This is a genomic window from Acinetobacter sp. NIPH 2100 (assembly GCF_000369805.1).
GTDB lineage: Bacteria > Pseudomonadota > Gammaproteobacteria > Pseudomonadales > Moraxellaceae > Acinetobacter.
Genome location: NZ_KB850224.1, coordinates 3311019 through 3324664 on the forward strand (window position 1 = coordinate 3311019; position 13646 = coordinate 3324664).

Below are 13646 nucleotides of genomic sequence, written 5' to 3' on the forward strand. Positions count from 1 at the left end.
TTCACATGACTGATCTGACTCAACAAGACTCAAAGCAATACGGTCGCCCAGATGATCTAAAAATCATCCCGTTCATGAAGATTGCTACACCTGCGGCCATCTTTTCGATCCTGCTTACCATTGCCAGTATCTTCTTTATTGCGACCAAAGGTCTGAACCTCGGTTTAGACTTTACGGGTGGTATTTCAGCTGAATTGAACTATAAGCAAGGGGTCCAACCTGCTCAAGTGGTTCAAGCACTCGATCGTGCAGGCTTTAAAGATGCTGTGGTACAAACTTTAGGAAGTAGTACTGACCTAATCGTGCGTATGCCCGTACAAGAAGACCTCAATGTAGAAGACCTGAGCAATAGCATTACCAAAGCAGTGCAATTGCCAAATAACACAGTAGAAGTCCATAAGGTCGATGCTGTGGGCGGTGCGGTAGGTAACGAGCTATATGTACGCTCTGCGGGTGCCGTTGCATTGGCATTGATCCTGATGTTGATCTACGTCACCATTCGTTTTGAGTTTAAAATGGCTGTCGGTGCTGTAATGTCATTATTCCATGACATTATCATCATTTTTGGTGCCTTTGCATTGTTCCAATGGCCATTCGACTTAACCGTGTTAGCGGCTGTGCTTGCTGTGATTGGTTTCTCGCTCAACGATAATATCGTTGTTTCGGACCGTATCCGTGAAAACTTCCGTAAGATTCGTGGTGCAAGCCCTCGTGAAATCGTAGATATCGCCCTAACAGAAACTTTACGTCGTACCATTCACACCTCAATGACCTTATTACTCGTGGTCCTTGCCATGATGTTCTTAGGCGGTGATGGCTTACACTGGTTCTCTATGGCAATGTTTGTCGGTATCTTTGTCGGAACCTACTCATCGATCTATATCGGTACTGCATTCGCATTATGGCGCGGTCTAAATCGTCAGGACTTTATTGTTCAAGTTAAACCTGAATTTGAAGAAGAAGAGATTCCTTAAATCTTTTCAATTCTTCATTCAAATAAAAAAATGCCAGCGACATGCTGGCATTTTTTTATTTAGGGTCATTGAACAATGAAGCATTGGATTACGGTTAATGCTGAATGATTTGAATCTGCGGAAATTGAAAACCACGGCAGGACTGCTCTGCCCGCCATGCTACGGTCAGCACAATCGTCTGATTTAAAATAAAATTCTGATACGCAAAAGTCCCGATCAAAGGATGAGAACATATGCCACCCTGATGGGATGGATGAACCTGAGTATTTAAACTATTGAGATCTAAACGAATGCCTAAACCCGATGCTTTTAAGACCGCCTCCTTGGTGGTCCAAACACGAAACCAATATTCAGGATCTTGATCTTGTTGCTGCCAAGTTTGATATTCTTCGGCATGAAAGGCATGTTGAGCCAAAGCATCAAAACGGACTTTACGATCGAGTTCTTCCACATCAACACCAAGATCTTTTACGCGCTCACTCATGGCCAATACATAATACAGCTGACTATGCGTATGGTTAAAATGCAAGAGATGAGAACTTAAAAAAGGCTTCCCATATTCATGTTTTGAAAAGCTTAATGCCTCAACTGGGCAACGCAGCCGCTCGGCTAAAAGAACATTGCGATACTGTTTGATTTGCTCTTTTTTATAATGGTTAAAGCTGCTTAAATCGGCAAAATCAGTTTTACTTTGTTCAAGGAGTTGAGCCAATGCCTGAACATGGATTTCAATTTGACGTGTCACCACTCACTCTCCTTTGATATAAAAAAGCCCAAAGCAAACTTTGGGCTCTTGGCATCAAGATCAGCTTAACGCTTGAATTTCTTTTCTGCTTTTTTGAATTTCTGTACATAACGACGTTTACGTGCAGCAACGCGTTCATCCACTTGTGACTTACGTCCTTCAAATGGATTTTCAGAAGTTTTAAAATCAACACGCACTGGCGTTCCTTCCAGTTTGTAAACTTTACGGAACACATTCTCAAGATAACGACGATAATCCGCAGGTGTTTTGTCTACCTTGTTACCGTGAATCACGATCGTTGGTGGATTTTGTCCGCCCATATGCGCATAACGCATTTTGATACGCTTACCACCGATCATCGGCGGTTGGTGTGCTTCAGTTGCATCATTCAAGATCTGAGTTAATTTCGCAGGAGAAACTTTTAAATGCGATGAATCATAAGCACGATGGATCGTTGGGTACATTTCCCCGACGCCAGTACCATGCAATGCTGAAATTAAATGAACTTTGGCCCAAGGAATAAAGTCAAAACGGCGGTCAACATCCAATTTACATTGCTTACGATCATACTCGGTCATGTTGTCCCATTTGTTGATCGCAATCACCATGGCACGGCCAGCTTCAAGTGCATAACCAATCAAATGTAAATCTTGTTCGACCACCCCTTCACGGGCATCCAGTACCACCACGATGACATGCGCATCTTTAATGGCTTGTAGGGTTTTCACAATTGAGAACTTCTCAATCATTTCCTCTACTTTGCCTTTACGACGCACACCAGCCGTATCGATTAACGTATATTGACGTCCATCACGTTCAAACGGGATGTAAATCGAATCACGGGTTGTTCCTGGTTGGTCAAATGCAACCACACGGTCTTCGCCCAACAAACGGTTGACCAATGTCGATTTACCGACATTCGGACGACCAATAATCGCCAAACGTAAACCCGTCGCCTTGTCATGTTCTTCTGGATTTTCATCTTCAGGAACTTCAGCCAAAACATCTTCAAGCATTTGCTGTACGCCACGTCCGTGACTTGCAGCAACTTGTAAGGGTTCACCCATACCGAGCTTGTAGAACTCAACCAACGCAGCCTCAGCATGGACACCGTCCACCTTGTTGGCAACCAAGTAAACTTTCTTACCTAGCGTACGTAATTCACGTGCAATTTGTTCATCTGATGCCAATAAGCCAGCACGCGCGTCCACAACAAAAACAATGATATCTGCTTCATGAATCGCAGTTTTCGACTGTTCAGCCATATACGAGTCAATACCACCTTCATTCTCACCGATACCACCAGTATCGACGACAATGAATGACTTATTTTGAAAAACAGCATCACCATATTTACGGTCACGGGTTAAACCAGCAAAATCGGCAACCAAAGCATCACGACTTTTGGTGATTTGGTTAAATAGCGTTGATTTTCCGACGTTTGGTCGACCAATGAGCGCAATAACGGGTTTCATAAATTAACCTTAATTCAGACGAGCCATCATTGATGACATCGTATCAGAAACTGTAGGGAAGATTTTGGTGATCAAATGATCATAATAAAAATTCGGGGATTTGTCTGACAAATACCCCGAAGAATTTGTTAAAAGTGCAATTCGCTATTTTAATTTTACCACATTTAGGAAAAATTAACGATTCTGCCAAATGCTTAATGCACCTTTACGCGTCGCAACATAAAGTTGATTGTCAATCACGCGCAATGAACGCACTTCACCACTAGTTTTAGCACGGCCAATCAGCTTACCTGAAGCTGGATTAATCAGATGAATCACACCATCCAAATCACCCACGACAAGGTTCTGTCCTAACATCACAGGATTGCTGAGCTTACGGTTCAGCAACTCTTCATTTTGCCAAACCAACTCACCTGTCGCTAAATTATAAGCATTCAATTTACCGTCAGTTGTTGCAACATAGACTTTATCATCCGCAACTTCAGCGCTATTGGTGCTGCTTGCATCTTCGCTCCACACCACACGTTGTGTTGCAAGATCCGTCACAGTCACTTGGCCTTGGAAGCTTGTAGTCACCAAATATTGTCCTGAAACAACTGGATCACCCACAACATCCACCAAACGCTGGATATCAGAACGGCCTTCACTGATCGCGACACGACGTTGGAAACGCGGTACACCACTGATGATATCTAGGGCATACACATAGGCATTGGCAGAACCAATGAGTACGGTACGCTCATCTAAACGAACTGGTGCTGGCTGGCCACGCAAACTGAATTGTACATTTGGCAGCTTATATGCCCAAACCTGTTGTCCTGTCACTGCATCGTGCGCAAATACCGTACCATCATTGGCAATGGTAATGACACGACCAGACTGGATCAGTGATGGAGACAAAATTGCCCCAGACAATTTCGCTGTCCATTTTTGCTCGCCAGTCGCTTGGTCTAAAGCAAATAACTGACCTTTGCGATTACCACTGACCACAATCCCTTCACCCGCTTCTACACCAGCAGTGAGTTCTTGTTTGGTAATTTTACTTTTCCAAAGACGTTCTTTACCTTTGTACGCAGACACCTGACCATCAGGATCAATCGCAAAAACTACACCGTTGTCGGTATCCAACTGCAGGCGTAAAGCTTCAGCGGCATTGGTCGACGAAACACTTTGTGAAAACACAAGGTTTAAACTTTGTTCTTGCGTGATTTTTGGCAATGGATTTGGTTTGACTTCTTTTACTTTATTGCTTGAACAACCAACCAATAAAGCTGAAGCAATTGCAATTGCCAAAGGTAGTTTTAGTTTATTCTGCATTAAGACTCATCCACTTTGGTATCTAAGATCGGGCGCTCAAACTCAGGATCATCTACTAAAACGCCAACACTTTCGAGTTTAATTTGTAAAAGCTGACGCTCTTGTTTACGTTCGAGCAAGTTATCCCATGCACTTTGATACGCTTTACGCGCAGATGCGTTGTCTTTTTTCGCAACAAAAATATCACCGCGCAGCTCTTCTGCCGATGCTTTAAATGCTGGATCAGTCACGCTTGATAAGGTTTTCAAAGCTTCATCGTATTTGCTTTGCGCCAATTGCGTATCAGCTAAACGTATTTTAACAATTTGCAGCAAACCTGCATCTTTCACCTTTGAATTTTCAACTTTCTTCAAGGCTTTTTCAGCAGCAGCATAATCTTGCTTGTCATAAGCAAGTTTCGCCATGATAAATTGTGTTTGAATCGCTTGAGCAGAGTCTGCATCATCTTTCACAATTTTATCAGCTGTTTCAGATAAGCTTGCAAAGGCATTCGGTTGACCTGATGCAGCTTTTGCCTCATCCATCAACTTTTGCACCTTTGCGGTTTGGTTCTGGGCTTCAGCAAGATTTTTCTTCTGCCAGTATTCCCACCCGAAAAAGGCAATCAAGGCAATGAGAATTCCGCTAATCATTGCAGAACCATATTTTTTGGCAAACGACTTTAAACTGTCGAGTTGTTCATCATCACTTAAACTCATGTGATTGTCCTTTTCCTAAATTTTTCAACTTATTGTTTAAATTTTTCGATCAAAAATGGCGTTAGCTCAGTTAAAGCAACTTGTGACTGTTCTGCTGTCGCAAGTTCTTTAATGAGAAGCTGCTGTGATTCCCACTCGCGCTCACCCAAGATCATCGCAAAGATCGCACCAGACTGATCGGCCTTTTTCATTTGGCTTTTCATGCTGCCTTGTGAACCTGTTTTTAAACGAATCGGGCTATTTGCCGCTTCCAACTGATCACGAATCTGTTCAGCCAAAACTAGAGCTTTGGCTTGATAAGCAGGTTCAGCCAATAAGAAGATTTCGCAATCACGTACTGTTTTGGCTTGTTCAACTTGCTCGAGTAACAGTAGCAAACGCTCCATTCCCATCGCAAAACCAACCGCAGGTACAGACTGATCTGCTTTACCTTTTAGCTGTCCAACCAAGCCGTCATAGCGACCACCTGCACATACCGTTCCTTGTGAACCCAACATCGTGGTGGTCCATTCAAATACGGTTTTGTTGTAGTAGTCCAAACCACGTACTAACTTTTGGTTAATCACAAACTCAATGCCAGCATCGGTTAAATATTGCTGTAATTGCTGGAAGTGATTGATTGAATCTTCTTTTAAGAAATCATGCAACTTTGGCGCATTTTCCAGAATCTTTTGCGTTGATTCAACTTTAGAATCCAGAATACGCAATGGATTGGTGGTCAAACGACGTTGAGAGTCTTCATCCAATGCTTCTTTGTGCTGATTTAAAAACTCAACCAATGCTGCACGGTATTCTGCACGCTCGTCGGTTTCACCTAAAGTATTCAACTCAAGTTGAACCTTGTCAGCAACCCCCATACGCTTCCACAAACGCGCTGTGAGTAAAATTAACTCTGCATCGATATCTGGGGTTGCCACACCAAACGTTTCCACACCAAACTGGTGGAACTGACGGTAACGGCCCTTTTGCGGTTTTTCATAACGGAACATTGGTCCCATATACCACACGCGCGGTGTCGCGCCACGCAACAAATTATGTTCAAGCAACGCACGTACACAGCCCGCAGTCCCTTCTGGACGTAAGGTCAGTGATTCAGGCGGATTACCTTTGTCGAAAAAGGTATACATTTCTTTTTCAACGATATCGGTCGCATCGCCAATAGCACGTTTGAATAAACCAGTTTGCTCAACGATCGGTAAGCGGATCTGTTGATAACCATAAGCATCCATTAAAGATGCAAGTTGTTGTTCCAGACTTCTCCAAGCCGCAGTTTGCGTTGGAAGGATGTCATTAAAACCTTTGATAGCGACGATTGAACTCATGATGAACTACGAATAATTTCTTTAGATTTTGCTTCTTCAAGCTCTTGAACACGTTGACGAACCATTGTTTCAATTTCATCAACCAACTGATTTGTGTCAATTAAATGGCTCTTTTCGCCATTACGGTAGACCAGTGAACGAGGAGATGCTCCCACGATCCCGATATCCGCTTCTTTGGCTTCACCTGGACCATTCACTTTACACCCGATGACAGACAAGTCCATCGGGGTGCGGATATCTTCTAAACGCTCTTCCAATGCTTGCATCACTTGAATTACATTGAATTCTTGGCGTGAACAGCTTGGGCAAGCAATAAAGTTAATACCGTTTGAGCGTAAGCCCAACGATTTTAGAATATCAAAACCGATTTTAATTTCATCTTCTGGTTCAGCAGCCAGCGAGATACGCATGGTATCGCCAATGCCTTCCATCAATAATCCACCCAGTGCAATGGCTGATTTTACCGTACCAGTACGGTAAATCCCTGCCTCAGTTACACCAAGATGTAGCGGATTATCGATCTGTTGAGACAGTAAACGATAAGCATCCATGGTTAAAAACACATTCGATGCTTTTACACTGACTTTGAACTCATGAAAATCCAAACGATCAAGAATATCAATATGGCGCATGGCAGACTCAAGCAACGCTTGTCCTGTTGGCTCACCATATTTCACTTGTAAATCTTTTTCTAATGAACCCGCATTCACACCGATACGAATCGAAATACCATGATGTTTTGCCGCAGCAACCACTTCACGTACTTTCTGATCCGAACCAATATTCCCCGGATTGATACGCAAACAATCTGCACCGTAATCTGCAACAGCAAGTGCAATACGATGATCGAAATGAATATCTGCAACTAAAGGAACAGTCACACGTCTACGAATTGCACCAAATGCCTCTGCCGCCTCCATCGAAGGCACAGAAACACGCATGATATCTGCACCTGCATCTGCACAACGCTGGATCTGTGCGACAGTTGCATCGACATCACAGGTTTCAGTATTCGTCATACTTTGAACACTGATCGGGGCATCACCACCGACATACACCGAACCGACGCGAATTTTACGTGTTGGACGGCGTTTAATAGGGTTCACAATCATCGTATAGCTCTACTCTTTGGCATTAACGAGACAAACGGAATTCTGCTTTTCCATTAACTGTATATGGAGACAATGAAATTTGCTCCTGATTTAAAGTCAATGCTACTGCTGTCGCATCATCTAAACGAATTTGAAATGGCGATTCGCCACTTAAAGTCAATGTCGATGCTTGGCGACCTGTTGCCAATACTTTACCTGTTGCATCTACAATATGCACAGAGGTCGGACGATTAAAACTCAACACCAATTGGTCACCAGATGTTGCAGCCGTGGTAGTCCCACTCATTGGTAGAATTTGAACGTCAGAATTCTTGATCTTCGGTACATCTTCATCATCTTTATGGCTTGATGTCCAGTTCTGAACTGCCATAACCGCTAACCAAGCCAATACGGCAACCGTAACTACGATCGCAATGCGCTTTAACCAGATGCGGTTACGCACACTTCTCGAACCTGATAATTTCCCCATAATTTTAATCGGAGAATTATTCAAAGCATGGCTGGCTTTAAGCCCAGTATCATTGGCATAAATTTCATCAAAACGCTGAATGATCGCACTGGCATCTGCATTTAAATGCTTTGCATAAGCACGATAATAGCCTTTGATAAACGTGGCTTCAGGTAATGATTTATAGTCGTCTTGCTCTAATGCTGTCAATGTTTTGACAGGCATATTCAATACGTTTGCAATCTCATCAATTTCTTTCTTTTGTGCAATACGAATTTGACGCAAATACTCACCAGGTCGTTGAATATTTCCTAACGTTGACGCTGGCGAGGTTGAGCCAGTTGGCTGATGTGAATTTGGATTTATTTCCATACGGCCTCAGTACTGTACTGTAATTGCAAATAACGTTGATATTCTGGACTATCAGGAAATAGCGCACGTAGTTGATTGACTAACACTTGCATTCCTAATTGATCCGCATTCGCTCGAGCAATGCGTAGACCAATCCAAAGCGCCCGAGCACCTTGGTTTTTCTGTCCCACGTTACGAACATATTGTTCGTATAGTTGCGCTGCATCTCTATTATTTTGTTGCAAATAGAAAATTTCCGCCAACTCTAACATTGAAATGGTTGCGTTTCGATTCGCTTGCAGCGCCTGTTTGAATGATTTTTCAGCATTCGCAACATCGCCCAACTTCAAATAGATTCGCCCTAGGTTTTCCAACGACTGAAAGCGTTGTTCATACCCTAAGGTTGCACCCGCACGGGTAAATTGCTCAATGGCATCATTATAGCGTTGCTGTTGATACAAATATGTACCGTAATTATTACGCGCTTGAGCATTATCAGGTTCAGAGGAAATTGCACGCTTAAAATAAGCTTCTGCTTTTTCCATATTGGTGGCGCTGCCTTCTTGTTGCAGCAGGATTCCCATCATCATATTGGCATTGGCATCACGGGAATCAATCTTTAAAGCTTGGTCAAGCGAACGCTTGGCTGCATCTAAATCACGGCTACGAATATACTCTGCTGCAAGTTGAGTCCGAACTTGCACTGCTTTTTCTGGATCTTTTTTTAATGTTGTAGAGGGTGTTTGACATGCTGTTAGGCCAAGTAAAGTAAACACAACAGCTGTCGCAATAATCGTTTTTGGTCGAGTGGTATTCAACGCCTTTTCCCCAAGTATTATCCTTGTGTGCGCAAAATTTCTTGTTGTTGCGCCACTTTCTTTTTCCATTGTTCAGCACGACGAGTACGGTCAGCAACCTGTCCTACCAATTGTCCACACGCTGCATCGATATCATCACCACGTGTCTGACGAATCGTACACACAAATCCAGCATCCGACAAAGTTTTTTGGAACGCAATGATGCGGTTACGACTCGAACGACCATACGGTGCATGTGGGAACGGATTAAATGGAATAAGATTGATCTTACTCGGTAAGTTTTTCAATAACTTTAAAAGTTGTTGTGCATGTTCAGGCTTATCATTGACACCGTCTAACATCACATACTCAATGGTAACGTGGCGACGTGCACTTTCATTACCATCTTTTGTTAAATAACGCTGACATGCGGCAATTAACTGCTGTAATGGATATTTTTTATTGATTGGAACCAGTTCGTTACGCAACTCATCATTCGGTGCATGCAGTGAAATTGCCAATGCCACATCAATGTCTTGTGCCAATTGATCAATTTTAGGCACCACGCCAGATGTTGATAGCGTTACACGGCGCTTCGACATGCCATAAGCAAAATCGTCCAGCATCAACCGCATAGAACTGAGCACAGCATCATAATTCAACAATGGCTCACCCATTCCCATCATCACCACATTGGTAACCGTACGCTCACGTTCGGCAACAGGCACGTCTTCCATGTAGGAATAATTTGCCATCCACAATTGACCAATGATTTCGGCTGGGGTTAAGTCACGTTGGAACCCTTGCTTACCTGTCGAGCAGAATGAACAATCCAAGGCACAGCCCACTTGCGATGAAATACACAAAGTCTTACGTGCGCCCGTCTTGTCTTCCGCAGGAATCAATACGGTTTCAACCAATGATCCTTCACCATCTCCAACACGGAACACCCACTTACGGGTTCCATCTTTAGAGTAGTTACGATGCACGACATCAGGTGCTTTAATTTCACAAATCTTTTCGAGTTTCTCTCGCAATTTTCCTGAGATATTGCTCATTTCAGCAAAATCGGTTACGAAATATTGATGAATCCATTTCATCACTTGACCCGCACGAAATTTCTTTTCGCCTAAGTCTTCGAAGAATTTTTCTAATTCAGCTCGCGACATGCCAAGCAAATTTACTTTTTTCTCGGCAGCATAAACGACAGGCGTAGAAACAGGCTGTTGTTTTTCATCCAAATTTTCTGATGAAACGACCACTGCAGAACTCATGTATATTTACCTAAACAATATCGACGCTAAAAATTGCTGTGCATTATTCGCACAACACAAGCAATAAGAAATAAAAAACCAGATAAGTAGTATACCACTTATCTGGTCTGAATACTTTGGATTAACGAGTGCGTGGGCAAATCTCGTTATCAGCAAAGAAGTAAGCGATTTCACGTTCAGCAGAAGCAACTGAGTCAGAACCGTGAGCAGCATTTTCGTCGATGCTTACAGCGAAGTCAGCGCGGATTGTACCTGGAGCCGCTTCTTTCGGGTTCGTTGCACCCAAGATTTCACGGTGAGCAAGAACAGCGTTTTCGCCTTCAAGAACAGAAACAACGACTGGACCAGAAGTCATGAATGCAACTAAGTCAGCAAAGAAACCACGTTCTTTGTGCTCAGCATAGAAACCTTCAGCATCAGCTTGAGAAAGTTGTTTCATTTTAGTAGCAACAATTTTCAAACCTGATTTTTCGAAACGAGCAAAGATGTCGCCGATGTGGTTTTTAGAAACTGCATCTGGTTTTACGATAGATAAAGTACGTTCAATCGCCATGATTGACTCCTATTATGGTTTAAACTAAAAAATTTGCCGCATTATACCGATGTCATCGCTAATAATCAGCTTGAATATGCAAAACTTAAGCGTTTTCTGACGAATTTTTAACGAACTTCATCCAGCCATGCCATTTGAATGGCTTCAAGCAAACCTTCAGTCGACTTATTTGGATCATCACTAAAGTCAGGCAAAGCACAAACCCATGCATGTAAATCGGTAAAACGGATCCATTGTGGATCTACATCTGGATGTGCTTCGGTGAGTTCAATCGCAATATCAATCGTATCTGTCCAACGTAAGCCCATATGACAACCTAAATAAATGTATGTGATTGAGCGTACTTTAACAAATCATGTAATTTAAGAGATAGTGTTCGATTGCGAAATTCAGCATAAAATACATTACAACGCGATATTCAGACTGGGTGCCAACAAGATAATGCCGCTTGCAACCGATGCACCAATCATCGCCCCAACGATCACATCACTTGGATAATGCAGGCCCAATACCATACGCGACAATGCGACGAGAATGGTAAACGGCAACATCAAGATCAATAACAGCGGCTGAACATAACCTAACGTGATAGTCACCATCACTGCATGCAACGTATGACCTGATGGGAAACTAAAATGATCTAATGCTCGTTCCCCCAAAACAATTACTTGATGCACCTGATAGGGTCTTGGACGTGTGGTTTTATTTTTCAAAATTTTATAGATCAAGGTTCCCACTGAACCAGCCGCAATCAAGTAGAAAATTTGCAGACCATATGCCAAACCTTGCATTGCCCAAACCGACAACAACATGACATACCAAAATGGCCCATCCCCCAAACGACTGATCGTTTTAAAAAATAAAGCGACTCGCTGCGAATGGGAGAGATGATTGAGGTAGACACACCCTTTTAAATCTAAATCAAGTATTTTTATTTTTGCATTTTGAAGATTCATACTTTTTCTCCTCTGATGAGAATACTTTAAGTCGCGGTCATGGGAGACTCCTCGCGACTTGATATAATGCTTGTTCTAATTGTTGTACTGGAAACTGCCAGCTGCTTTGTTGCACACTTTCACTGGCCAGCAAACCCATCTGTCTTAACTGCGGTAGCGCAGGTAACTGGCAAATCGATTGAATTAGATGATCTGGTTGCCCCAATGGGCTCAGCCAACCAGTCACATTAGGTTGAACATGTTGATGCGCACACACATAATCATAGGCAACAACGGCTAAGCCACTGGCAATCGCCTCTAACACCACGTTGCCAAAGGTATCGGCTTGGCTAGCAAAGGTAAAAACATCGGCACTGGCATAAGCTGCTGACAGCTCGCGTCCGCTTAAACTTCCCATAAAAATAACATCTTCGGATTGGGCCATTTTGCTGAGCCGAGCACGATCTGGACCATCACCGACAATCACAAATTTGCTATTTTTACCTTGTTGCGCTTGTAGCGCATGGAAGCTTTTAATCAGCACATCGACTTCTTTTTCTGGTGATAAACGTCCGACATATAGCATCACCCGAGTATCGGCATCGACACCCCACTGCTGGCGAAGCTGTTGCGAACGGTGCTGAGGTGAAAATTTTTCGGTATCCACACCGCGACCAACCACAACTAATGGGCAAGTCACACCGAAACCACGTAAAGCGTGCTCGGTATATTGGCTCGGGACACAGGTCACATCGGTGCTGTTATGAAACCAAGTCAAATAGCGTTGAATTGGCTTGACTAAAAAAGCCAAGTCAAAGAAGCGACTAAAATCATGGAATGCTGAATGAAAACCACTGGATACTGCGATTTTTCTCGACTTTGCTGCTTGTAGTGCAGTCAATCCCAAAGGTCCTTCGGTCACAATATGCACCACATCTGGTGCAAATTTTTCGAAGGCTTTCGAGACCTTGATATATTGCGGCCAACCAAATTGAATACTTGGGTACTTAGGAATGGGTTGCGACATCACCAAGCATTCTTGCTCAGGATGAAACTCGGTACAGATTGCTTTTTGGGTTGGTCGTACCAGTAAAATTTTATGCCCTAATCGTTGTAAACCTTGGCACAATTGCATCATCGACAAAGCCACACCATTTATTTCTGGTGGCCATGTTTCAGTCACAATAGCGATTCGGAGACGAGGACGAACGAGATCACGTAGTTCAGACAATTCATCTTGTTTATTTTTGAGTTGCTTCCTTTTAAAGTAAAATTTAAAATTTTCAGGAAACTCTTGCTTGAATAGAGATGTCGCGTATGTACTCTGCATATCGCCATCCATTTGTGTCGTTATTTTCATGCTTTCAGCTTAAAAACATTATTTGACACTTTAATGATCAGTCTATGACAGTTTTTTGACAGTCTTAAAATAAAAAATGCCCAATCTGAAACTGGATATTTGTACACAACACAATAAATACTCAACCTAAATCTGATCAGAAATATGATACTCGGAAACGTCATCAGCAACCTGCGTGATGTACACAAGATAATGTTTCTGCGATATATTTTGAATAAATCCAAAAAATGAACAGGTTTTGCTGATGACAATGGTTTTGCCTACTTTTCCCAAAAGAAAAGTAGG

14 protein-coding genes are annotated in these 13646 nt (G+C 42.7%); 1 reads left to right on the top strand and 13 read right to left on the bottom strand.

Going from position 1 to position 13646, the window contains the following annotated elements; genetic code table 11:
• Positions 1-5: 5 nt before the first annotated feature.
• Positions 6-974 (top strand): protein translocase subunit SecF, encoded by a 969-nt coding sequence (gene secF, locus F887_RS02785; protein ID WP_005296842.1) that lies wholly within the window; start codon positions 6-8, stop codon positions 972-974.
• A gap of 94 nt (positions 975-1068) precedes the next feature.
• On the opposite strand, the gene F887_RS02780 is transcribed toward secF, so the two are convergent.
• The 13 genes from F887_RS02780 to F887_RS02720 all read right to left on the bottom strand — a co-directional run bounded on the left by F887_RS02780 (position 1069) and on the right by F887_RS02720 (position 13331).
• Positions 1069-1722 carry a 4'-phosphopantetheinyl transferase family protein gene (locus F887_RS02780; protein ID WP_005296845.1) on the bottom strand — a complete coding sequence of 218 codons (654 nt, stop codon included), beginning with the start codon at positions 1720-1722 and terminating at the stop codon, positions 1069-1071.
• A gap of 62 nt (positions 1723-1784) precedes the next feature.
• Positions 1785-3194 (bottom strand): ribosome biogenesis GTPase Der, encoded by a 1410-nt coding sequence (gene der / locus F887_RS02775; RefSeq protein ID WP_005149719.1) that lies wholly within the window; start codon positions 3192-3194, stop codon positions 1785-1787.
• 174 nt (positions 3195-3368) lie between these two features.
• The gene (bamB, locus tag F887_RS02770) at positions 3369-4511 is read right to left on the bottom strand and encodes an outer membrane protein assembly factor BamB (protein WP_005296848.1); all 1143 of its coding nucleotides are present in this window, start codon (positions 4509-4511) and stop codon (positions 3369-3371) included.
• A complete protein-coding gene (locus F887_RS02765) occupies positions 4511-5209 on the bottom strand; it encodes a YfgM family protein (protein WP_005296851.1) in 699 nt (232 codons plus the stop codon). Before F887_RS02765 ends, bamB begins: the two co-directional genes overlap by 1 nt.
• Before the next feature lie 29 nt (positions 5210-5238).
• On the bottom strand, positions 5239-6531 hold the full coding sequence (gene hisS, locus F887_RS02760) for a histidine--tRNA ligase (protein WP_005296854.1): 1293 nt from the start codon (positions 6529-6531) through the stop codon (positions 5239-5241).
• Positions 6528-7643, bottom strand: a complete 1116-nt coding sequence (ispG, locus tag F887_RS02755; protein WP_005296856.1) for a flavodoxin-dependent (E)-4-hydroxy-3-methylbut-2-enyl-diphosphate synthase — start codon at positions 7641-7643, stop codon at positions 6528-6530. Before ispG ends, hisS begins: the two co-directional genes overlap by 4 nt.
• Positions 7644-7665: 22 nt before the next feature.
• The gene (locus F887_RS02750; protein WP_005296858.1) at positions 7666-8463 is read right to left on the bottom strand and encodes a helix-turn-helix domain-containing protein; all 798 of its coding nucleotides are present in this window, start codon (positions 8461-8463) and stop codon (positions 7666-7668) included.
• The gene (gene pilW / locus F887_RS02745; RefSeq protein WP_005296860.1) at positions 8454-9260 is read right to left on the bottom strand and encodes a type IV pilus biogenesis/stability protein PilW; all 807 of its coding nucleotides are present in this window, start codon (positions 9258-9260) and stop codon (positions 8454-8456) included. Before pilW ends, F887_RS02750 begins: the two co-directional genes overlap by 10 nt.
• A 17-nt stretch (positions 9261-9277) precedes the next feature.
• Positions 9278-10513 (bottom strand): dual-specificity RNA methyltransferase RlmN, encoded by a 1236-nt coding sequence (gene rlmN / locus F887_RS02740; RefSeq protein ID WP_005296862.1) that lies wholly within the window; start codon positions 10511-10513, stop codon positions 9278-9280.
• Between the two features lie 121 nt (positions 10514-10634).
• Positions 10635-11066, bottom strand: a complete 432-nt coding sequence (gene ndk / locus F887_RS02735; RefSeq protein WP_005296864.1) for a nucleoside-diphosphate kinase — start codon at positions 11064-11066, stop codon at positions 10635-10637.
• Positions 11067-11173: 107 nt separating this feature from the next.
• On the bottom strand, positions 11174-11374 hold the full coding sequence (iscX, locus tag F887_RS02730) for a Fe-S cluster assembly protein IscX (RefSeq protein WP_004652532.1): 201 nt from the start codon (positions 11372-11374) through the stop codon (positions 11174-11176).
• Between the two features lie 96 nt (positions 11375-11470).
• Positions 11471-12022: a phosphatase PAP2 family protein gene (locus tag F887_RS02725; protein ID WP_005296866.1), complete on the bottom strand. Its 552-nt coding sequence runs from the start codon at positions 12020-12022 to the stop codon at positions 11471-11473.
• Between the two features lie 37 nt (positions 12023-12059).
• Positions 12060-13331, bottom strand: coding sequence for a glycosyltransferase family 4 protein (locus F887_RS02720; protein WP_005296868.1), 1272 nt, complete (start codon positions 13329-13331; stop codon positions 12060-12062).
• Positions 13332-13646: the final 315 nt, after the last annotated feature.